This window comes from Actinoplanes sp. SE50/110 (assembly GCF_900119315.1).
In the GTDB taxonomy this organism is placed as follows: Bacteria; Actinomycetota; Actinomycetes; order Mycobacteriales; family Micromonosporaceae; genus Actinoplanes.
The window spans coordinates 96,701-118,587 of record NZ_LT827010.1; the positions used below are offsets into that span (position 1 = coordinate 96,701).

At 70.5% G+C, this 21,887-nt stretch carries 19 protein-coding genes; 9 read left to right on the forward strand and 10 right to left on the reverse strand.

The genetic code is table 11. From position 1 onward, the window contains the following. The first annotated feature begins 13 nt into the window (after positions 1–13). The gene (locus ACSP50_RS00445) at positions 14–457 is read left to right on the forward strand and encodes a heat shock protein transcriptional repressor HspR (RefSeq protein WP_014687182.1); all 444 of its coding nucleotides are present in this window, start codon (positions 14–16) and stop codon (positions 455–457) included. Between the two features lie 55 nt (positions 458–512). Here the strand turns inward: ACSP50_RS00445 and ACSP50_RS00450 are convergent, their stop codons facing one another. The 4 genes from ACSP50_RS00450 to ACSP50_RS00465 all read right to left on the reverse strand — a co-directional run bounded on the left by ACSP50_RS00450 (position 513) and on the right by ACSP50_RS00465 (position 4,107). Next, complete coding sequence (locus tag ACSP50_RS00450) at positions 513–959, reverse strand: hypothetical protein (RefSeq protein ID WP_014687183.1); 447 nt, start codon at positions 957–959, stop codon at positions 513–515. Positions 960–1,145: 186 nt separating this feature from the next. Continuing rightward, positions 1,146–2,354, reverse strand: a complete 1,209-nt coding sequence (locus ACSP50_RS00455) for a cation:proton antiporter (protein ID WP_014687184.1) — start codon at positions 2,352–2,354, stop codon at positions 1,146–1,148. Positions 2,355–2,360: 6 nt separating this feature from the next. After that, positions 2,361–2,858, reverse strand: a complete 498-nt coding sequence (locus ACSP50_RS00460; protein WP_043513256.1) for a cation:proton antiporter regulatory subunit — start codon at positions 2,856–2,858, stop codon at positions 2,361–2,363. A 10-nt stretch (positions 2,859–2,868) separates the two neighbouring features. Next, a complete protein-coding gene (locus ACSP50_RS00465; protein WP_014687186.1) occupies positions 2,869–4,107 on the reverse strand; it encodes a sugar efflux transporter in 1,239 nt (412 codons plus the stop codon). Positions 4,108–4,238: 131 nt separating this feature from the next. Here ACSP50_RS00465 and clpB point away from each other — a divergent pair, with 131 nt between their 5' ends. The 6 genes from clpB (at position 4,239) to ACSP50_RS00505 (ending at position 12,983) form a co-directional block, all read left to right on the forward strand. Further along, entirely contained in the window at positions 4,239–6,824 is a 2,586-nt protein-coding gene (clpB, locus tag ACSP50_RS00470) for an ATP-dependent chaperone ClpB (protein WP_014687187.1), read from the forward strand. A 679-nt stretch (positions 6,825–7,503) separates the two neighbouring features. After that, the gene (locus ACSP50_RS41415; protein ID WP_155123416.1) at positions 7,504–9,060 is read left to right on the forward strand and encodes a hypothetical protein; all 1,557 of its coding nucleotides are present in this window, start codon (positions 7,504–7,506) and stop codon (positions 9,058–9,060) included. Between the two features lie 175 nt (positions 9,061–9,235). Beyond that, positions 9,236–10,993 (forward strand): Collagen alpha-6(VI) chain, encoded by a 1,758-nt coding sequence (locus ACSP50_RS41420; protein WP_014687190.1) that lies wholly within the window; start codon positions 9,236–9,238, stop codon positions 10,991–10,993. Positions 10,994–11,386: 393 nt separating this feature from the next. Next, positions 11,387–11,551: a hypothetical protein gene (locus ACSP50_RS41425; RefSeq protein ID WP_155123417.1), complete on the forward strand. Its 165-nt coding sequence runs from the start codon at positions 11,387–11,389 to the stop codon at positions 11,549–11,551. Between the two features lie 284 nt (positions 11,552–11,835). Next, positions 11,836–12,213 carry a helix-turn-helix transcriptional regulator gene (locus ACSP50_RS00500; RefSeq protein ID WP_014440216.1) on the forward strand — a complete coding sequence of 126 codons (378 nt, stop codon included), beginning with the start codon at positions 11,836–11,838 and terminating at the stop codon, positions 12,211–12,213. Between the two features lie 95 nt (positions 12,214–12,308). Beyond that, the gene (locus ACSP50_RS00505; RefSeq protein ID WP_014687191.1) at positions 12,309–12,983 is read left to right on the forward strand and encodes a class II aldolase/adducin family protein; all 675 of its coding nucleotides are present in this window, start codon (positions 12,309–12,311) and stop codon (positions 12,981–12,983) included. Between the two features lie 408 nt (positions 12,984–13,391). Here ACSP50_RS00505 and ACSP50_RS00510 read toward each other — a convergent pair whose 3' ends face one another. The 4 genes from ACSP50_RS00510 to ACSP50_RS00525 all read right to left on the reverse strand — a co-directional run bounded on the left by ACSP50_RS00510 (position 13,392) and on the right by ACSP50_RS00525 (position 18,475). Continuing rightward, on the reverse strand, positions 13,392–14,213 hold the full coding sequence (locus ACSP50_RS00510) for a DedA family protein (protein WP_014687192.1): 822 nt from the start codon (positions 14,211–14,213) through the stop codon (positions 13,392–13,394). Between the two features lie 108 nt (positions 14,214–14,321). Then, positions 14,322–16,814 (reverse strand): polynucleotide kinase-phosphatase, encoded by a 2,493-nt coding sequence (locus tag ACSP50_RS00515; RefSeq protein WP_014687193.1) that lies wholly within the window; start codon positions 16,812–16,814, stop codon positions 14,322–14,324. Beyond that, positions 16,811–18,172, reverse strand: a complete 1,362-nt coding sequence (locus ACSP50_RS00520; protein ID WP_014687194.1) for a 3' terminal RNA ribose 2'-O-methyltransferase Hen1 — start codon at positions 18,170–18,172, stop codon at positions 16,811–16,813. Before ACSP50_RS00520 ends, ACSP50_RS00515 begins: the two co-directional genes overlap by 4 nt. A 117-nt stretch (positions 18,173–18,289) precedes the next feature. Further along, a complete protein-coding gene (locus tag ACSP50_RS00525; RefSeq protein ID WP_014687195.1) occupies positions 18,290–18,475 on the reverse strand; it encodes a hypothetical protein in 186 nt (61 codons plus the stop codon). 312 nt (positions 18,476–18,787) lie between these two features. Between ACSP50_RS00525 and fbaA the strand changes: the two genes are divergently transcribed. Then, entirely contained in the window at positions 18,788–19,813 is a 1,026-nt protein-coding gene (gene fbaA / locus ACSP50_RS00530) for a class II fructose-bisphosphate aldolase (protein WP_014687196.1), read from the forward strand. A 64-nt stretch (positions 19,814–19,877) separates the two neighbouring features. Next, positions 19,878–20,453 (forward strand): hypothetical protein, encoded by a 576-nt coding sequence (locus ACSP50_RS00535; protein WP_231956828.1) that lies wholly within the window; start codon positions 19,878–19,880, stop codon positions 20,451–20,453. A 33-nt stretch (positions 20,454–20,486) separates the two neighbouring features. Here the strand turns inward: ACSP50_RS00535 and ACSP50_RS41430 are convergent, their stop codons facing one another. Both ACSP50_RS41430 and ACSP50_RS00540 read right to left on the reverse strand, forming a co-directional pair. After that, complete coding sequence (locus ACSP50_RS41430) at positions 20,487–20,651, reverse strand: hypothetical protein (RefSeq protein ID WP_014687198.1); 165 nt, start codon at positions 20,649–20,651, stop codon at positions 20,487–20,489. A gap of 37 nt (positions 20,652–20,688) precedes the next feature. Further along, positions 20,689–21,876 (reverse strand): LOG family protein, encoded by a 1,188-nt coding sequence (locus ACSP50_RS00540; protein WP_014687199.1) that lies wholly within the window; start codon positions 21,874–21,876, stop codon positions 20,689–20,691. Between the last annotated feature and the right edge of the window lie 11 nt (positions 21,877–21,887).

Here is a 21,887-nt window from a genome sequence, read left to right on the forward strand (position 1 = left end):
CCGGAGGTGGCACATGTATGAGGAGATCAGCATCTCGGTGGAACAGGCCTCCGACGCGAAGGTCCTGATCATCTCGGTGGCCGCGCGGCTCGCCGGGATGCACCCCCAGACGCTGCGGCAGTACGACCGGCTCGGGCTGGTGCAGCCCGGCCGGGCCGGCGGTGGTGGCCGACGGTACAGCGAGCGCGATGTGGCGCTGCTCCGCGAGGTGCAGAAGCTGAGTCAGGAGGACGGTGTCAACCTGGCCGGCATCAAGCGGATCATCGGCCTCGAGCAGCTGGTCGCGGACCTGCAGCACCGGGTCGTCGAGCTGGAACAGCAGCTGGACGACGCGTACGCCCGCATCGCCGAAGTTGAATCGATGAACCCGTACGTGAGCCGGGGTGATCTGGTACGCCAGGAACGGCACTCGACGGCGCTGGTCGTCTGGCGGCCGCGACGCTCCCCGGACAGATGAGCGGCGGCCCTCCGGGTGGAGAGGGCCGCCGTCACGTCGAGTAGTGACCGACTGATTACCGTCGGTTGAAGAGGCCGATCCGGCGCGGATGGCGCACCAGGCCGCCCTCCATCCAGTCATGGTGGTCGAACAGCTCCGGCCGGGTCATCAGGACCCGGCAGTTGTGCGCCCAGATCTGCATCGGCTCGTCGCCGACCTCCTCGGCGCGCTCCACGAACTTCTTGAGCCGCCGCTTGCGCTGGCTGGTCGCGTTCTGCCGGACGCCGTCCGCCGCATAGATGTACATGCAGTGCTGCGCGAACCGGCGGGCCGGGCACTGCCGGTCCATGGCCAGCTCGAACAGGGTGGGGCCGAGCACGTCGCCGGAGATCAGCAGATCCCAGTCTTTCGGCATCGCACTCAGCGGCACCGCCTCGGGGTGGTAGGCCCAGGACTCCAGCTCCACCGGCCGGGGATCGACCGGGTTGCCGAACCCGATGAAAGTCGCCTCTCGCAAACTCAACGCCGCCGCCTTATTTACCGTTCGGAACGCGACGGATGACCCACTGTCCGTCGCGAGTGTCGAACGTCCCAATACAGAGAGTCGTCGCGGCGCAACGGTAGCGCGATCAACGGGTGAACGGAAGTGTCAAGAGTTCACATTCAGATACTGGACGGTAACTTTTTGGGCGCGCGACGGTCGGTCGCGTCACTCCGCGCTGGGCAGGGGTTTTGTAGATGACCGTTGGGCCGCCATCCGCCGTCTGACCAAATTTTTGAACCAAACGTAGTCTGATAGGCGGGCTAGCATCGGCCCGCAGACGACGGTGATCAAGACGTACGCGGTGGCGAGCGGAGCCAGCCGGGGCTCCACCCCGGAGGCGACCGCCAGCCCGGCGATCACCACCGAGAACTCACCGCGCGGGGTGAGCGCCAGTCCGGCCCGCAGCCGCCCGGGCAGCGCCACGCCGACCCGGCGGGCCGCCAGATAACCGGTGGCGGCCTTGGTCAGCATGGTGAGCACGGCCAGGCCGAGCGCCGGGAGCAGCACCGGCGGCATGTCGGACGGGTCGGTGGCCAGCCCGAAGAAGACGAAGAAGACCGCGGCGAACAGATCCCGCAGCGGCGACAGCATCTCGGTGGCGTGGTGCGCGACCGGACCGGAGAGCGCGATCCCGACCAGGAACGCGCCGACCGCCTCGGAAACCTTCAGCTCGGCGGCCACCCCGGCCACGAACAGGGTCAGGCCCAGCACGCTGAGCAGCAGGGCCTCCGGATCCTTCACCGACATGAACCGGCTGATCGCGCCGCCGTAGCGGATCGCCACGACCAGCACCGCGACCACGGTGACCACCGCGACCCCGAGCGTGCTGAGCCCGCCGGCCAGCCCCGCGCCGGCCAGCACCGCGGTGGCGATCGGCAGGTAGAACGCCATCGCCAGGTCCTCGATCACCAGCACCGAGAGGATCACCGGGGTCTCCCGGTTGCCGAGCCGGCCCAGATCGGCGAGCACCTTGGCGATCACCCCGGACGACGACACCCAGGTGATGCCGGCCAGCACCAGCGCCGCCTTCGCGTCCCAGCCGAGCAGCAGCGCGAACAGGGCGCCGGGCAGCGCGTTCAGCAGCATGTCGATCACCCCGGCCGGGGCCGCCGAGCGCAGGTTGCCGACCAGTTCGTCGGCGGAGTACTCCAGACCCAGCATGACCAGGAGCAGGATCACCCCGATCTGCGCGCCGATCCCGATGAACTCCTCGCTCGCCGAGAGCGGCACCAGGCCGCCGTGCCCGAAGAACAGGCCGGCCAGCAGATAGAGCGGGATCGGGGAGAGACCGAACCGGCGGCCGGCCCGGCCCAGCATCCCGAGGCCGAACAGCAGCGCGCCGATCTCGATCAGCAGGACCGTGGTGTGGTGCACGGCGGGTCAGCCGGTGGTGTCGCCGGCCAGGATGGCCGTCACGCCGTCCAGCCCGTGCCGGGTGCCGACGGCGACGACCACGTCGTTCGCCTCGAACTGGAAGGCCGGGCCGGGCGACGGGATCACCTCGCGATCGCGGAGCACCGCCACGATCGACGCGCTGGTGCGGGTGCGGGCGCGGGTGTCGCCGAGCTGCCGGCCGACGAACGGCGAACCGGCCGGCAGTGCGATCTGCTCGGTGAGCAGCCCGGCCGCCTGCTGGCGCAGCCCGGCCAACTGGCTGAGCATCAGCGACGCGCCGAGCACGTCGGCCAGCGCCTCCGCCTCGTCGTCGGTCAGCGGGATCGAGGCGAGGCAGGCATCCGGGTCGTCGACGTCGTAGAGGACCAGGTCACGGCGGCCGTTGCGGTGCGAGACCACTCCGACGGTGCGGCCGGAGGAGGTGACCAGGTCGTGTCGGACACCGATACCCGGCAGTGAGGTCTGTTCCACCCGTACGCGCACGAGCCCCACGTTATCCCGCTTCGGCCGCGGCCTCGGGCCCGATCGGCTCCGCTTCCCTCTCCGCTTTGTCCGCCGCCCGCGGCCTCGCGATTTCTGCCGGCGGCTTCGCCACCAGAAGCAGGAGCAGACCGAGCACCGTCAAGATCAAATTCATGGTGTACGCGAGTCGGTAGCCGAATTCCTGGGCCAACCCGAACAGGGGCGCGGCCAGGATGTTCCCGATCGGGAAGGCGTTGGTGAACATCGTGGTGGCCCGGCCCGGATGCGCCGGCATCAGATCCTGGACGTAGGAGATGCCCAGCCCGGAGCAGGTGGCGATGAAGACCGCGTTCAGCACCTGGGCGGTGGCCAACATCCCGGTGGAGTGCGCGGTGGCGGCCACCGTCTGGTAGGCCACCGCGGCCACGCCGCCGCCGAGGATCAGCCGGCGCAGCGGAACCCGGGTGCTCAGCGCACCGAAGCCCAGCATCAGCGGGATCTCCAGCGCGGCGCACAGCCCGAGGATCAGGCCGGTGTCACCGACCGAGCCGTGCAGGTCGTCGGTGACGTACAGCGACATGGCCTGCACGCCGAGCACCATCGTCGTGGTGAGCAGCACGAACCCGGCGATGATCGGATACATCACGCGCGGTGGGCGGGTGTCGTCCCGGCTGCTCTGCCCGGCCGGGGCGGGCGCCTCCGCCTCCGGCAGCCAGCGGGTCGCGATCAGGGCGGCCACCAGGTACATCACGGCGGCGGTGCCGTACACCCAGCGGAACGAGCCGACGTCGAGCAGGACCGCGGCCAGAGGTGGGCCACCGACCCAGGCGATCGAGAAGACGGTGCGCAGCGAGCTGATCCCCATCGCGGCGCGGCGGGGGTCTTCGCGGGCGAGCACCTGACGGGCGTACGCGAAAGATTGGGGGTAGAAGGACCCGGCCAGTGCGGTGACCGTCATGGTGATCGCGAGCAGCACCCAGTAGTCGCGCACCATCGAGGTCAGCCCGGTGCCGGCGAAGCCGGCCAGGGCGGCGGTGATCAGCAGCATCCGCCGCATCGGCCGGCGGTCCGAGACGCGGGCGATGAACTGCGACATGCCGACGCCGGAGAGTGACGCGACGATCAGGAACGCGGAGACCTGGAACGGGTTGGCGTGCACCGCGGTGCTGAGGAACAGGCCGAGGAACGGGCCGACCACCGCGGTCGCGATCCCGGAGGCGAGAAACATGAAGCCGAGCGGGACCAGCCGCCGCGACAGGAGGCGCGTCACCTTGCCAACCTATCTCGCTGGAGAGCGCTCTCGCTGATGGTGACTGTCACCCTTCCGACACGCGTTAGAGTTGAGTGGAATACGCTCAAGTCTGTGGGGTTGTACCCGTTGGGAACCGACCAGGGGAGCTCATGAACGCCGAACGTCTGACCACGAAGAGCCGCGACGTGATCAAGAGCGCGGTGGCCACCGCCGCGCAGAGCGGCCACGCCACGGTGGAGCCGTGGCACATGCTGCTGTCACTGCTGGACACCGCCGGTTCGACGGCGCCGGCGCTGCTGCGCGCCGTCGGCGCCAACCCGGCCGACGTCCGCCGGGCCGCCGCCCGCGCCGTCGAGCAGCTGCCCAGCGCCCGCGGTGCCAGCACCGCCGAGCCCAGCCTGTCCCGGGAGTTCGTCAACGCGATCGGTGAGGCCGAGCTGATCGCCCAGCCGCTCGGCGACGAATACGTCTCGACCGAGCACCTGCTGGCCGGCCTGGCCCGCGGCGGCGGCGCGGTCAGCCAGACCCTCAAAGCGGCCGGCGCCGCCGAGGACGCGCTGGTGGCGGCATTTCCGCAGGTCCGCGGGGGCGATCGGAAGGTGACCAACGCCGACCCGGAGCAGACCTACAAGGCGCTGGAGAAGTACAGCGTCGACCTGACCGCGCTGGCCCGCGAGGGCAAGATCGACCCGGTGATCGGGCGGGACGCCGAGATCCGCCGGGTGGTCCAGGTGCTCTCCCGGCGCACCAAGAACAATCCGGTGCTGATCGGTGAGCCGGGCGTCGGCAAGACCGCGATCGTCGAGGGCCTCGCCCAGCGGATCGTGGCCGGCGACGTACCGGAAACTCTGCGCGACAAGAAACTGGTCTCCCTCGACCTGGGCGCCATGGTCGCCGGCGCGCAGTACCGGGGCCAGTTCGAGGAGCGGCTCAAGAGCGTGCTCGAGGAGATCCGCGGGTCGAACGGGCAGGTCGTCACGTTCCTCGACGAGCTGCACACGGTGGTCGGCGCCGGCAAGGGCGAGGGTTCGATGGACGCCGGCAACATGCTCAAGCCGATGCTGGCCCGCGGTGAGCTGCGGATGGTCGGCGCCACCACGCTGGACGAGTACCGCGAGCACATCGAGAAGGACCCGGCCCTGGAGCGGCGCTTCCAGCCGGTCGTGGTCGGCGAGCCCACCGTCGAGGACACCATCGGCATCCTGCGCGGGCTCAAGAGCCGGTACGAGGCGCACCACCGGGTGCAGATCACCGACGCCGCCCTGGTCGCCGCGGCCAGCCTGTCCGACCGCTACATCAGCGACCGGTTCCTGCCGGACAAGGCGATCGACCTGATCGACGAGGCCGCCTCCCGGCTGCGCATGGAGATCGACTCGCGGCCGGTCGAGCTGGACCAGCTGCAGCGTCAGGTGGACCGGATGCGGGTGGAGAAGCTCGCCCTCGAACGCGAGACCGACCCGGCCTCAGTGGCCCGGCTGGAGCGGCTCGACCGCGACCTCGCCGACCGCGAGGAGGAGCTGACCGCGCTGAACGCCCGCTGGGAACGCGAGCGCGGCGGCCTGAACCGGGTCGGCGAGCTGAAGAAGCAGCTCGACGAGGCGCGGGCGGCGCAGGAGCGGGCCCAGCGCGACGGCGACCTGCTGCAGGCGTCCCGGCTGCTCTACGAGGTCATCCCGGGCCTGGAGCGGGAGCTGGCGACCGCGGCCGAGTCGGAGGAGGAGACGACCGAGCCGCCGATGGTCAAGGAGGAGGTCGGCGCCGACGACATCGCCGAGGTGATCTCCTCGTGGACCGGCATCCCGGCCGGCCGGATGATGGAGGGCGAGACCGCCAAGCTGCTCCGCATGGAGGAGTCGCTGCAGGCCAAGGTCATCGGCCAGCGCGAGGCCGTGGCCGCGGTGGCCGGCGCGGTCCGCCGGGCGCGGGCCGGCATCGCCGACCCGGACCGCCCCACCGGCAGCTTCCTGTTCCTCGGCCCGACCGGTGTCGGCAAGACCGAGCTGGCCAAGGCGCTGGCCGGCTTCCTGTTCGACGACGAGCGGGCGATGGTCCGGATCGACATGAGTGAGTACGCGGAGAAGCACTCCGTGGCTCGTCTCGTCGGCGCCCCGCCCGGCTACGTCGGATACGAGGAGGGTGGCCAGCTGACCGAGGCGGTGCGCCGCCGGCCGTACAGCGTCGTCCTGCTCGACGAGGTGGAGAAGGCCCACCCGGACGTGTTCGACGTGCTGCTGCAGGTGCTCGACGACGGGCGGCTCACCGACGGGCAGGGACGCACGGTCGACTTCCGCAACGCGATCCTGGTGCTGACCTCGAACCTGGGCTCGGCCAACTCGGACTTCACGATGAGCGACGAGGAGCGGCACGACGAGGTGCTCGCCGCGGTGCGGGCGCACTTCAAGCCGGAATTCCTGAACCGGCTCGACGACATCGTGGTGTTCCACGCCCTGACCAGGGACGACCTGATCAGGATCGTCGACATCCAGCTGGCCCGGCTGCGGGCCCGGCTCGCTGAGCGGCGGCTCACCCTGTCGGTGGCCGAGGATGCGGTGGACTGGCTGGGCGAGCACGGGTACGACCCGATCTACGGAGCCCGGCCGCTGCGGCGGCTGGTCCAGGCGACGATCGGGGACCTGCTGGCCAAGGCCCTGCTCGCCGGTGAGATCCGGGACGGGGACACCGTGCAGGTGGCGTTGAACTCGGCGAAGGACGGGCTGGCGGTCCAGCGCGGCTGAGACTCCGGGTTCTGCGGAGTTCGGCCGCGGGTGACGACGAGGCCCCGGGGGTACATACCCCCGGGGCCTCGCTTGTGGCATTTTGTCGCTATGAAGCGGTTTTCTGGTGTCGGTAGGCGTGGGTCATCAGAATGTCCGAGAAGGCGTGTTCGCCGTCAGCGGACCAGATCCTGATCCCGTCACGATGGAGTTGATACCGGACATCCTCGAAACGGGTCCGGGTGTCGTCATGGTGAACGACGGTCAGGGTGTCTGCGTGCGGCATGGGACTCACCGGTCCTTGTCAGGTCTGGGGTGGCCGCGGTGTGCTCACGCGGCCGGCGTAATGGGGAAGGTGCCCGTGGACGGTCAGCCTCGGCCCCGGCGATAGGTGAGCGGGGCGGGCGACTCATGAAGGCAGAGGGCGGCACTGGAGGACTCTGATACCTGCCAGGCGCCACGGGATGGAGTCTAGGGGTTGGCGGCCAGCGATGTAGCCCCTCGAACGAGCGACCCTTTGCGGCGATTTGAGGCATCGTCGCCCGATGTTGCCACAGGCTTGCGCAGCGTGTGGGCCGGTCGCGGTCCTCGCCCCCGGCCGATACCGTGAATGGATCTAGAGGAGGACTCTGTGACCGTTCCCACATACCCCCCGTCCTATCCAGCGGCGCCGCCACCGCCAGGGGGTCGCCCGGCCACCGTGACCGTCGCGTCGGTGCTGCTGTTCATCGTCGCGGTCCTCCAGGTGGGGTACGCGATCCTCGCCTTCTCCGCGCTCAACAAGGCCGGCGACGTCTACGACGAGGAATACGGCAGTACCGACTTCCAGGACATCGGCACCGGCATCACCACGATCGGCGTCTTGCTGATCATCGTCTATCTGATCCTGGCGATCGGGCTGGGCCTGCTCGGCTTCTTCAACCTGCGCGGCAAACAGCCGGCCCGGGTGATCACCTGGGTCACCGCCGGTGTGCTGATGTGCTGCTCAGTCGTCGTACCGTCGACCATGACCGCCCTGGTCACCGACTTCGCCTCGGTGGTGCACGACTCGAACGGGACCAGCGGGCTGCCCAGCCAGCACGAACTCGACACCCGGCTGGCCGGGGTGGTGCCGGACTGGTTCGACACCTTCGGGCTGTTCTTCACGCTGTTCGCGCTGGCCGCCCTGATCGCGGTGGTGATCCTGCTCTCGGTGCCGCCGTCCAACCGGTTCTTCCGGGGGATGACCGGCGGGTGGAGTCCGTACCAGCCGGGATATCCGGCGGGGTATCCGCAGGCGGGGGCGGGGTATCCGCAGCAGCCGGCTTACGGGCAGCCGTATCCGGGGGGTTACGGGCAGCCCGGGGCGGGTTGGGCTGGTGGCTATGGGCAGCCTGGCGCGGGTTCGGCTGGTGGCTATGGGCAGCCCGGATCGCCCGGGCAGCCCGGCGCCTTTGGTCAGCCGGGACATGGCGCATCCGCGCAGCCGGGGTTCGGGCAGCCTGGGCAGCCCGCTCCCGGACTGCCGCCCTATCCGGGGCAGCCTGCCGCGTACCCGCCGCCGGTCAGCGGTCCCGGCGCCTATCCGGCGCCGACGAGCGGTCCCGGCGCCTACCGGGTGCCGACGAGCGGACCGGGTGCCTACCCGCCGCCCGGATACTCGCCCGCGGGCCCTGGCGGCTCGGCGACGCCGTATGCGTCGCCGAGTGCCGCAGCGGGCTCGCCGCCGCCGTCGGATCCGTTGGCGGAGTTCGGGCCGCCCAGCGATCCCTGGCAGTTGCCGCCGTCACCGCCTGTCCCGCCGTCGCCGTCGCCGTCGCCGTCCGTCCCGCCACCGCCGTCCGATTCGTCGACGCACAGCCCGTTGCCGTCCGGCTCGTCGCCGGATGCTGACTCGTCGGCCGGTTGGGCGCCGTCCGACACCGGTGATGCGCCTTCAGCGGTGTCCTCAGATTCGGCTCACGATTCGTCTCCCTCGTCCGCTCCCTCTTCGGCCTCTTCGGCCTCTTCGGCCTCTTCGGCCTCTTCGGCCTCTTCGGCCGCGTCCTCCTCCGACTCCGGGTCGTCCTCGGGCTCGTCGCCCTCCGGTGGATCCCACTCCTCTCCTTCAGCCGCCGGCGACCGGTTGCCGCCGGCCTCCTCAGCCGCCGGCGACCGGTTGCCGCCGGCCTCCTCAGCCGCCGGCGACCAGTTGCCGCCGGCTTCCTCAGCCGCCGGCGACCAGTTGCCGCCGGCTTCCTCGGCCGACGGCCAGCGGCCGCCGCACGACCCGGCCTGATCGACCGGCCCGGCCCGATCGGCCGGCGCCCGTCCATCCTGCCGCGCATTTCCCGAACCGGTCCGTCTGTCCACAGGCGGACCGGTTCAGTTATCCACAGGCATTCCGGTCCGCCCACGGCACACCCCGGCGACGCGGTAGGTTTCCTGCCAGCCGAACACCGCGGGAGCGATCGATGTCCTATTCCGCCCAGCCGCCCGTCACCGCAGCGCCGCCGCCGCCGTCCACCGGCGCGCGGCCGCCCGCCGTGACGACCGCCTCCACCCTCTTGTGGCTGATGGGCGCGGCCGGACTGCTCTATGCCATCGCCACGATCGTCGTCGCCACCGGCACGGTCAGCCGGTTCCGGGACGCCGCCTCCGGCGACGCCGCGGACAACTTCGTCACCGTCGTCTGGCTGGGCGCCGCCCTGTCCGCGGTGCTGTCGATCCTGTTCTTCGCCCTGTTCGTGGTCCTCGGCCTGGCCCTGCGCCGGGGCAGCCGGGCCGCCCGGATCGTCGCGCTGGTCGTCTGCACCCTGGGCACGCTCGGCGGCGTCGCCGGCCTCATCACCGCCGTCGTCCAGCGCTCCGGCGACCCGGCGCCGGGTTCGCTCAGCGACGCCCTGGGCTCGGCCTACCCGGAGGGCTGGCTCGGCCTCAACATCGTCGTCTGCGCCCTGCAGGCCCTCGGCTACCTCGCCGTCGGGGCGATGCTCCTCGCCTCCCCGCGCGCCTTCTTCGGCCTGGCCCCCAGCCGCCCGGCCAGCCCGCCCGGCACGCACCCGAGCGCGTTCCCGCAGCCCGGACCCGGCACGCACCCCGGCGTGTTGCCCCAGCCCGCGCCCGGCGCCTACCCGGGCGCATTCCCCCAGTCCGTGCCCGGCGTCCAGCCGGGTTCCGGCGCTTATTCCGCGCCCACCGCCTACCCGCTGCCTGGCGACCATCCCGGATCCAGTGCTTTTCCCGTGTCCGGCGTCTATCCGGGATCAGGCGGATATCCAGGGTCCGGCGACGCCTACCCGGGGCCGGGTGCTTACCCGGGGTCCGGCGCCTACCCGGGGCCGGGTGCTTATCCGGGGTCCGGCGCCTACCCGGGGCCGGGTGCTTACCCGGGCTCCAGCGCCTATCCCGGGCTCGGTGCGTACGTCGCACAGCCGGGGGATTCCGAGGCTCAGGCTGGTGCGCTCCCGCAGCAGCCGGGCGGTGCGCCGATGACCCCTTCGCCTTACGCTCCGCACCTTTCTCCGTACGGTCCGGCCGGTCCTCCCGGCTTCACGCCGCCCGTGCCGCCTTCGGTGGATCACTCCGCCTACATGCCCCCGGCCGCGTCTCCGTCCGGATATCCGCCCATCGGTGGCGTCCCGACCCAGTCGGCCGCTGCAGTGTCGTCAGCGTCCCCGGCCCCGGAAGCCCCGGCAGCGCCGGCTCAGGCAGCGCCGGCTCCGGCAGCTTCGGCTCCGGCAGCCCCGGCAGCCCCGGCAGCCCCGGCAGCCCCGGCTCCGTCGTCTGCGACCGCCGATCCCACCGCGCATCCGGCCGAGCCGGCCCCGGAGACGCCCGATGCTCTTCCGGGCTCGGCTCGACCGTCGGGGGCAGCGGACGGATCTCAGGCCCCGGCCGGCTCGGCGGCGGGAACCTTCGATGGCTCTCGGGCCCCCGCCGGGCCGGGTGACGGGCCGTTCGCATCGGTCGGGTTCCCGACGGTGGCGGGTGTCGATGGTGGCGCGGCGGGTGACTCGGGTACTTCCGGCGGGGTCGCAAAAGGGGCTTCCGGGGAGGGCGAGCGATCGTCGGACAGCGTCACGCACCGTTCGAACGCTTCCTCAAACGTGAGTCCGGTTACGCAGCGTGGGCAAGGACACATCGGAGACTCCGCTCGCCCGGGTGATCCTGGGGCGAACCGCCCCGCGCCTGGATCTGATGACGAATACTGGCGCCGACCGGAAGAGTGACCATGCGGAACCACGCCTAGATCCGGACTCGTATCGACGACTGTGGGTCACTCGAACGGGTACAGACGGTTTCCTTCACTGTCACCCGATCGGCTGTCCGGATAGCAGTAGATCGGCCGTCCGGTGGGTGTTTTCGCCTGGACGGACAAACGTGATTCCGGGGGTTCACAGCACTCTCACAGCGCGGCTACCAGGTCATCTTGAGGGGTGGATGGGTACCGTGGCGGTGTTAGGTGCTTTGAGCTGCATCTATGGTCGCCGGAAAGGTCGAGATCCGTTGCACCTTTGGTAAACCTTCTTTACAGAGGCGTGCAGAGCCCTGGGTCAATAGTTCCGTTCCGTCCCGGCGGGGCGAAAGATTCCGGTTTCCTTCAAGCCAGTACGCTCGATGTCATGAAGGCACGGCACGACCTGGGTAAATTCATCACTGAATTGCCCGTCGCACAGCGTGGCGTCGTGCTTTCATCGGGTCGTGAGGCGCGTAGCGACCCGTTGATCGCGCAGCGTGGCGTGATGGTGTCGACGCGTTCCGTGCCGAGTCATCGTTCGGATCGGTGAACCGAAACAATCGATGAATTGACAATGTGGGTTGGCTCACTCCCGAGATGGGGATCGAGAGCTCGACACGGATGGGTAGCGACCAAGTGGCGGCTGAGGCGTTGCAGGAGGCAGAGACCGAAGTCGGTGTCGGCGGAAAGGTTGATCGGATGAGTGGTGTGGGCCGGGTCCCCGGGTCGCGTCGCCGGTTGACCGACACGGCGATCGAAGTCGGCCTTACGGCCTGAAAGTTAGCCGGTTCGTTCCTGCACCCATGCAGGAGAATCGATGCAGTTGGTGGAAGGATGGAGATCGTGGGAACTGCGTTGGCGGAAATGACGATGCCTCAGATCTCGCCGCTTGCCGGCGAGCCTATTGAACGCGCCGACGCCGAGCGCCTGGCGGGAGTGCTCAAGGCGCTCGCCGACCCGGCACGGCTGCGGCTGCTGAGCCTTATCCAGTCAGCGACGGACGGTGAGGCGTGTGTCTGTGACCTGACGGCTCCGCTGGGCCTTTCGCAGCCGACTGTGAGTCACCACCTGCGGATCCTGACCGAGGCGGGTCTGCTGGAGCGCGAGAAGCGGGGGGTGTGGGCGTACTACCGCCTCGTGCCGACCGCCATCGCGACCATCGCCGACCTTCTGACGCCGCCCCGCAAGCGGGCGACGAAGAAGGCTCGCTGATCGATGGGCACTGCCTGGCGTCACTGGAACGTGGGGCGTGACGCCAGGCCGAGGACCTCTTCCCCGGCCACCCCTGGCGATTCGAGGAGGGACGCGTGAACTACGTGCCCGGTGACCTGCGTGATCAGCTCGCGCACGTGGGTTACGACGTGGTCCAGGCGGGTCTGGTCTGTGGATCCGGCGGCAATCTGTCCGCACGGATTCCGGACGAGGACGCCATCTGGATCACCGCGAGCGGTACCTGGCTCGACCGGCTCAGCCGGCCCAGCTTCGTGCCGGTCGACATCACCGACGGTGAGGTCGTGGCGATCGGCAACATGCCGCCGCCGCGGATCGAGCCGACCAGCGAGCTTGCGCTGCATCTCGCTCTGTACCGGGCCCGCCCGGACGTCAACGCCGTGGTGCACCTGCATCCGCAGACGGCGTTGCTGCTCGACGCGCTCGGCGAGCACATCCGGATCGTCACCACGGACCACGCGTTCTATCTGCGCCGAGTGTCCACCGTGCCGTTCCGGCTCCCCGGCACCACCGAGCTGGCCGCGCTGACCGCGGCCATGGCCGCTGACGGGACCGACTGCCTGGTGCTCAGCCAGCACGGTTGCGTCGTGATGGGCGACTCGGTGGAGTTGGCGCACAAACGTGCCCGCAACCTGGAGGAGGCGGCCACGCTGACATACCGCGCTCTCGCCGCCGGCCGCCTGGAGAATCTCCGGGACTGCCCGGAGGCATTCCTGGACCGGCTCGCCGGCTCCGCCGCGGTCACTGTCTGACGCACCACACCGACGCTGCCAGCCGGCCGTCCCTAAGGCCGGCTGGATCGCGTCCCTTCCCTCGGCCTCATCCCGGCCGGCTGCTGTCCGCCCGGCCGATCCATCGCCGCTCAGGGTGCGGACGATTCGCACACCGCTCCAGGGGCCGGCCGATTCACGGAACCGTCACCACTCCCTCGCCGCCGCTCACTAGCGGCTCGCTGGGCTTCGAGGTCTCGATGGCGTACGTACGCCTCATCGCCATGGAGTGAAATCGCACCGCGCCGCCGAGCGGTCGTGCCGCGCCGGAACGCCGGGCCGGATGCGCGAGCGGCCGGCCCCCGGGAGGGGGACCGGCCGTCGTGGTGGACGTCAGGTCAGGCGCGGTGCCCCCCGGGAGGGGGACCGGCCGTCGTGGTGGACGTCTGGTCAGGCGCGGTGCGAACGCGGCCGGCGCGGGCGATCCTCGTCGTCGTCCTCGTCGCGCAGGTGGGCCGCCTCGGCGAGGCCGGCGATGCTGGCCGCGGCGACGACGCCGACCGCGGCGGCCGGCTGCGGGCCGGTGTGCGTGCCGTTCTTCTTCGCCTTCCGCTCGCGGAGGATCTCGATGAAGATCGGTAGCGCCGAGATCAGCACGATGATCACGACGACCGGCAGGATGTAGTGGTCGATCTTGTCGCCGACCGCGTGGTAGATCTGCTTGGCCAGCGCGTAGCCGATCAGCAGCACACCGTCGGTCCAGATCACGCCGCCGACCACGTTCCACAGCAGGAACTGCCGGGCCGGCATGCCAAGGGTGCCGGCCACCGGGTTGAGGAATGTCCGCACCACGGGGATGAACCGGGCCAGCACCACCGCCTTGGCCGGCCCGAACTTCTGGAAGTAGTGCTCCGCCTTGTCCACGTACTCGCGCTTGAACAGCTTCGAGTCGGGACGCTCGAACATCCGGCGGCCGTACCGCGCGCCGAGGTAGTGCCCGAACTGCGCACCGGCGATCGCGCAGATCGGGGCGCCGATCAGCAGGCCGGCCAGCGAGATCCGGGTGCCGTCGCCGAACAGCGCGTCAGCCACCGGCGAAGCCGCGATGCCCGCCAGGAACAGCAGCGAGTCGCCGGGGAAGAAGAAGCCGATCAGCAGGCCGGTCTCCGCGAAGAGGATGGCCCACACCCCGTAGAGGCCGAAGGTGTGCAGCAGTTGACTCGCGTCCAACGGGTTGAGGGCGAGCTGCTCGGTGAGCGCACGGATGTCCACGAGAAGCAGGGTACCGGCCCTCCGGTCGCCCTCACCTGTACGACCGCTGTGGATACCTTGTGCTGGTCACCGGCCCGGGGGCATCGGCGGACACCCCCGGGATCCGGCTCATAGACGCGGGTCGACCGGCTCCGACTCGGCCGCCAGGATGGCGAAGACCAGCTCGTGCACCCGCCACGACGGCGCGCCCTCGGCCAGCCGGTCGAGTGCCGCCAGGCCCAGCCCGTGCTCGCGCAGCGCCAGGTTCCGTTTCCGGCCCAGGTTGCGCTGCCGCAGCCGGGTGAGCTGCTCGGGCCGGGTGTACTCCGGGCCATAGATGATCCGTAGGTACTCCCGGCCGCGGCATTTCACGCCGGGCTGCACCAGCCGGCCCTTGCCGTCGACCGCGGCGAGACCGGCGAACGGCTTCACCACCATGCCCTCGCCGCCGGCCCCGGTCAGGGTCAGCCACCAGTCGGTGGCGGCCGCCTCAGCCGCCGGGTCGGCCAGGTCGACCACCATCCGCCGGGTCGGGGTGAACAGCTCCGGATCGGCGGCCACCAGACGGTCGGCGATCGCCAGGTGCCAACCGTGGTCCCTGGTCGCGTAGGTCGTCCCGGCGCCGGCCAGCACCGCGAACGGGGCGAGGGTGACGCCGGTCAGCCCGTCGGTCGGCTTCACGTACGACCGGTAGGCCGCCGAGTAGCCGTCGATCTCCGAGGAGCGCAGGGCGAGCCGGTCGCGCAGGGCGGCCACGTCCAGGCCGCGCCCGGCCACCTGGTCGACCACCGCCAGGGCGACCGGCAGCGCGGCCCGGCCGGCCGCGCCGACCCCGGCGTACTGCTCCCGGATCAGGCTGCCGGCCTTGGCCGACCAGGGCAGCAGCTCGGTGTCGAGCAGCAGCCACTCGGTCTCCAGCTCGGCCAGGACCGGCTCGATCGCGGCGCGCACCCGGGCCAGCAGCGGCTGGTCGAGCTCCGGCCCGAAGAACGGGCGACCGGTCCGGGTCCAGATCGCGTCACCGGTGCCGGATGCGGAGACCCGGACCACGGCCCGCGAGCCCATGTGCTTCTCCTCGCAGACCACCCGGTCGACGCCGGCCCCGCGCAGGTCGGCGAAGGCGGACGACGGGTGCTCCAGGTAACCCTCGACGGTCGAGCTGGAGCACGGCGCCATCGTCGGCGGCAGCCAGATCAGCGTTTCCGGATCGACCGAGAAGCGACCCATCACCTCCAGGGCGGCGGCGGCGTTCTCGGCCGGGACGGTGGTCCGCCCGTACCCGTAATCGAGGTGCTTGCGGCCGGTGACGTCGGCGATGTCGAGCCCGCGGTCCGGTTCGGCGACGGCCGTGAACAGCGGCCGGACCGGCGCGTAATACTCCTTGGCCGCCGGGGTGTCGACCAGCTCGCGCTCCGGCCAGCGCAGCGCCGTCAGGGCACCGCCGAAGACACAGCCGGTGTCCAGGCAGATGGTGTTGTTGAGCCACTCCGAGCGCGGGGTGGGCACGTGGCCGTAGACGACGGCGGCGGACCCGCGGTACTCCTGCGCCCACGGGTAGCGCACCGGCAGGCCGTACTCGTCGGTCTCGCCGGTCGTCTCGCCGTAGAGCGCGAAACTGCGCACCCGGCCCGAGGCCCGCCCCTGGTATGCCTCCTTCAGCCCGGCGTGCGCGACCACCAGCTTGCCGTCATCCAGCACGTAGTGGCTGACCAGGCTCTCGATGAAGGTCCGCACCTCGGTGACGAACTCGGCCGGCTCGGCGGCCAGCTGCTCCAGTGTCTCGGGCAGGCCGTGGGTGAGCTGGACGTTGCGCCCGTTCAGCTTGCGGGCCAGCTTCTGCTCGTGGTTTCCCGGCACACAGATCGCGTGGCCGGCCGCCACCATGCCCATCACCAGACGCAGCACGCCGGGCGAGTCGGGCCCACGGTCGACCAGGTCACCGACGAAGACGGCGGTGCGGCCGGCCGGATGTGTCGCGTCGATCGGGCGGCCGGCCGCGTCCCGGATCAGCTCCCAGCCGAGCTTGCCGAGCAGCGTCTCCAGCTCGGCGCGGCAGCCGTGCACGTCACCGACGATGTCGAACGGGCCGTGCTCGTCGCGCCGGTCGTTGAACAGCTTCTCGTAGCGGATCTCGGCGGCCGCGATCTCCTCCGGGCCGCGCAGCACGTGCACCTTGCGGAACCCCTCGCGGGCCAGCTGCCCGAGCGAGCGTCGCAGGTCACGGTGCATCCGGGAAACGACCTGGCGGCCGAACGTCCGGTCCGGCCGGGCCTGCGTGCGCTCCCAGGCGAGCGCCTCGGGCACGTCCAGCACGATCGCGACCGGCAGCACGTCGTGCTCGCGGGCCAGCTTGATCAGGGCGGCCCGGCCGTGCGACTGCAGGTTGGTCGCGTCGACCACGGTGAGCCGGCCGGCCGCCAGCCGCTTGCCGGCGATGTAGTGCAGCGCGTCGAACGCCTCGGCGGAGGCGGCCTGGTCGTTCTCGTCGTCGGCGATCAGCCCGCGGAAGAAGTCCGAGGAGAGCACCTGGGTCGACGCGAAGTGGGAGCGGGCGAACGTCGACTTGCCGGATCCGGAGATGCCGACGAGCGCGACCAGGCTGAGCTCGGGAATGTCGATCATGCGGTCACCTCCGTCCGGGTGAAGAGAGCGAGCTGGGTGGGCGCCCCGGTGGTCTCGTCCGGGTCGCCGACGCCGCGGATGGTCACCGTGTAGCCGTGGCGCTCCGCGACGTCCGCGGCCCAGGCCGCGAACTCCGCGCGGGTCCACTCGAACCGGTGGTCCGAATGGCGCATGCCGGAAAGACCCGCGTAGTGCACGTTGTACTCCACGTTCGGCGTGGTCACGACGACCGCGCCGGGGCGGGCCCGGCCGAACACGCTGGCCTCCAGAGCGGGCAGCCGGGGCGGGTCGACGTGCTCGATGACCTCCATCAGCACGGCCGCGTCGTAACCGGTGAGGCGATCGTCGTGATACGTCAGCGCGGTCTGGATGAGCTTGATCCGGTCGCGCTGCCGCTGCGGCATCCGCTCCAGCCGCAGCCGGCGGGCCGCCTGATCGAGCGCCCGGGAGGAGACGTCGGCGCCGACGATCTCGGTGAACCGGGAGTCCCTGAGCAGGGCGCTGAGCAGCGCGCCGGGACCGCAGCCCAGGTCGAGCACCCGGCTGGCCCCGGCCTCGGCCAGCGCCGCGAGCACCGCGTCCCGGCGCTGCTCGGCCAGCGGCGCCTTGCGGGCCACCGGCAGCTCGGCCTCCTCCTCGGTGGCCGGCTGGTCGGCGTCGAGCAGGTCCAGCGCGGTGGTCGCCAGCGACTTGCGGTGCGCCAGGTAGCGCCGGGCGATCAGCACCCGCTCCGGGTGGGTGGCGAGCCAACCGGCCCCGGAGCGCACCAGTTTCTCGATCTCGTCCGGGGCGACCCAGTAGTGCTTGCCGTCGTCCAGAACCGGGAGCAGCACGTAGAGGTGGTTGAGCGCGTCCGCGAGCCGCAGGGTGCCGGCCAGGCGCAGGTCGACATAGCGGCTGTCGCCGCCGAGCTCCGGCTCCAGCGGGATCGCGGAGGCGGTCACCGCCCAGCCGAGCGGGGCGAACAGGCGGGTGACCAGGTCGGCGCTGCCCCGCAGCACCGGCACGTGGATCTCCAGCGGGATCGCCTCGGCGGCCAGTTCCGGACGGTCCTTGGAGACGCCGCGCAGGGCGGTGCGGAACACCTTGGACAGGGCGCTGGCCAGCAGGCTGGAGGCGGCGTAGGGGCGATCGTTCACATACTGACTCAGCTCGAAGGCGTCGGCCCGGGCGCGCAGCCGCTGTGGATCGACGTCCAGCAGCAGCGCGGCGGTGCACCGGGCGTCGGTGGCCTCGGGATACATGACGTACGCCGTACCGGTGGGCATGTCGAACTCATGGACCCGGTCGGGATGCTTGACCAGCAGGTAGCCCAGGTCGGTCGCGGGCCGGTGGGTGGTCGTCACGGTGAGCAGCACGTGGTCGATGGTGGCAGCGCGACGGCATCCGTGCGATCGAAATTGCCGAGCCTGTGGACAACTCTCGATGGGGAATTTGGCCGTGGGCGTCCCGCGCGGCCGCCGCGGCGGGTGGGGTCAGCGGTAGTCGTCGTCGAACTCGACGATGCGGTGCTGTTCCGCGGCGTCCCACTCGTTGGCCTCGGTGACCGACCAGGTTCCGGCGGGTTCGTCGTCCTGCCAGGAGGGGACGGCGATCACCGCCTGCTCGGCGGCGTCCACCTCGGGGGTTTCCACGTCGGCTTCCTCTGTCAGGCGGATCATCCTCGGCTCCCTTCCCGTGCCGCCGGCTTCAGCTCCATGGTGCGCGCTTGCCCGCACTGATGCCGCACAAACCGGCACCACCCGCGGGGTTACCGACAGTGGCGACCGGCGAGGCCGGGCGGAGTGCCGAAGGTCGTGGTAACACCAGGGTTGTGGTGCCACAGCAGAACTCACGGGCCCCGGTTCGCCGGTAGTTCCCGGGCGAATATCGGACCGATTTCCGCTACGCACGGCAACTGCGGAATACTGCCTGCTGGAGGACAGCGCGGTCCTGCCCTCTGCTGCCCGGATGAAAGAGCAAGGAGCGCACCGATGCCTATCGCTTCTCCCGAGGTCTACGCCGAAATGATCGATCGCGCCAAGGCCGGCGCGTTCGCCTACCCGGCGATCAACGTGACGTCCTCGCAGACCCTCAACGCGGCCCTGCAGGGCTTCGCCGAGGCCGGCAGCGATGGCATCGTCCAGATCTCGACGGGCGGCGCGGAGTACGCGTCCGGCCCGACGATCAAGAACATGATCACCGGCGCTGTCGCGCTGGCCGAGTACGCGACCGAGGTCGCCAAGCACTACCCGGTCAACATCGCGCTGCACACCGACCACTGCCCCAAGGACAAGCTGGACAAGTACGTCCGTCCGCTGATCGCGATTTCCCAGGAGCGCGTGAACAAGGGCCTGGCCCCGCTGTTCCAGTCGCACATGTGGGACGGCTCGGCCGTGCCGCTGGACGAGAACCTGCAGATCGCCGAGGAGCTGCTGGCCTCCGCCGCGGCCGCCAAGATCATCCTGGAGATCGAGGTCGGCGTCGTCGGTGGCGAGGAGGACGGCGTCTCCGCCGCGATCGACGACAAGCTGTACTCGACCGTCGAGGACGGCCTGGCCACCGCCGCCAAGCTGGGCCTGGGCGAGCGTGGCCGCTACCTGACCGCGCTGACCTTCGGCAACGTGCACGGCGTCTACAAGCCGGGCAACGTCAAGCTCCGCCCGGAGATCCTCAAGGAGATCCAGGACGCGATCGGCGCGAAGTACGGCAAGGAGAAGCCGCTCGACCTGGTCTTCCACGGCGGCTCCGGCTCCCTGCTCTCGGAGATCCACGGTGCCCTGGACTTCGGCGTGGTCAAGATGAACATCGACACCGACACGCAGTACGCGTTCACCCGTCCGGTGGTCGACCACATCATGAAGAACTACGACGGTGTGCTGAAGATCGACGGCGAGGTCGGCAACAAGAAGGCGTACGACCCGCGCGCCTGGGGCAAGCTGGCCGAGAACGGTCTGGCCAAGCGCGTCGTCGAGGCCTGCGAGCACCTCCGCTCGACCGGCACCACGCTCGCCAAGTAACTCTCTCGAAGTAGGCGTTTCGGCCGCGGCCGGTCCCCGATGGCGGGGACCGGCCGCTGTCGTCTTGCATGACTACGCAGCGGCGTGGGTACGATCGTCCAGTCTTGATCTAGGGGCGGTGATCGTGCTCACTATCGAGGGCTGGAAACCCGAGTGGCATCACGATGCCGAAGCCCTCGCCGCGACGCATCGACATATGTTCGTGCGGCTCATCGGACGAAAGTTGCGATCAAGCTGGCTGCTCTGGGATGTGGCGCAGCGAGGCTGGTTCGCCGACGGCCCGGTGATCCTCGACTTCGGACTCAGTCGCGTAGAGATCACACACCGTAAGTTCGACGAGTGCGCGATCACCTGGGAGCAGATCGACATGTCGGTGCCGATCGACATGTATGAGCATTTCGACTGGCGGGCCGACCCGCACGCCGCGCTGCGCCACGCCCGAGGTCGCCAGCTGCGCGCGGTCAACGCGATCGAACGCACCACGTCGGCGGACTGGCGGCCTCGGGTACTGCACGCGATCGAGTTCCTCTTCGACGGGGCGCGCCTCGCCATCTACAACGCGATGGACGAGAACGGCCTCACCGACGTACCGGAATCGGATCTCCCCCCGGTGCACTGGCGTCGCGTGCACATCGCCTGACCCGGGGCCCGCCCCGGCGGGCAGGGCCCCGGGTCAGCCGTTGCTGCCGGTGGCGCCGTAGAACCGCGTCGCGCCGCTTTCGTAGCCGGTCGACGCCGGACCGTGGTAATCCGGGTCGCCGCTGTTGCGGCGGCGCCGGACGGCCAGGGTGGCGACCACGATGATCATCGGGACCGTGCGGAGGAGAACGAAGAACATCAGCCGGCTCGACAATCGGAAGCGGGCGCGGCGGGCGTCAGGTGGTGAGGGCGGTCATCGCCTCGTCGAGGGAGTCGGTGACGAGGATCAGGCCGGACTGGTCGCCGTGCGGGGAACGGGCCAGCAGGGTGCCCAGCAGGTCCACCACCGGCAGCTTGGCCCAGTGGTCGGCGCCGAGGAAGACGAACGCCCCGGACGGCCCGTCGGTGCGGTAGAACGTCTTGGTCGCCGCTTGGAACACCTCCTGCACCGTCCCGGCCCAGCCGGGCGCGAAGACGATTCCGCCCCGGGACAGCCGCAGGATCGAATCCTCCCGCACGGCGTTGGAGAAGTACTTGCCGATCTGCCCGGCGAACAGGTTGGCCGGCTCGTGGCCGTAGAGCCAGGTCGGCAGTGCCAGCCCGCCGTACCGCAACCGGTCGGCGAGGTCGACGGCCGGCAGCGGGTAGGTGGCCCGGACGCCGAGCGCCGCCGCGGTGTACGGGTCGTGGTCACGGAAGTCGGGTGCGGGCACCAGCATGTCGATCGCCGCGGCCATCTCCCGCTCGGTGCGGGACGCGAAATACGCTCCCAGATTGGCCGCCTCCATCACGCCCGGGCCACCGCCGGTGACGATCAGCCGCCCGCCCTTGGCCAGCCGCCGGGCCAGCGTCGCGGCCATCCGGTACGCCTGCGACCCGCGCGCCTCGGCATGACCGCCCATGATCCCCACCGGGCCGGCCGTGCCGTGCGTGGCCGCCCACGCGGACAGCGCCTTGCCCAGCGCATTGTCGATCCCGGCGTCGTGCAGCCGCTGCGCCAGCGCCTCACGGACGTCCGGCACCGCCCCGCCACGTGCCACGAAATGCCGGTAGACGACGGTGTCGTACATCCCGGCGAAGCCGCCCTCGGCGAATCCGGCGGCCAGGTCGTCGGGGGTGTAGAGCAGCGCCGGATGCGTCGGGTAGGGCAGGGTGCTGAACGGCGGCACGATGTGCGCGCCGCGGCGGATCAGGTCGACCTCGACCTCGGGGGAGACCAGCCGGCACCCGACGAACAGGGTGTCCCGCACGTCGACAGTGGACAGGTCGGGGGGATTGCGGTCGAGACGAAGACCGAGAACGATCAGCCCGGCCAGGGTGTTCTTGACGAGGTGGGTGTCGAGCTCCTCGCGAGACTCGATCTCGAACTCGGTGGCGTCGAACGGCGCATCGCCGCCGAGCACCGGCTGTAGCGGATCCGGCATGCCTCCATGGT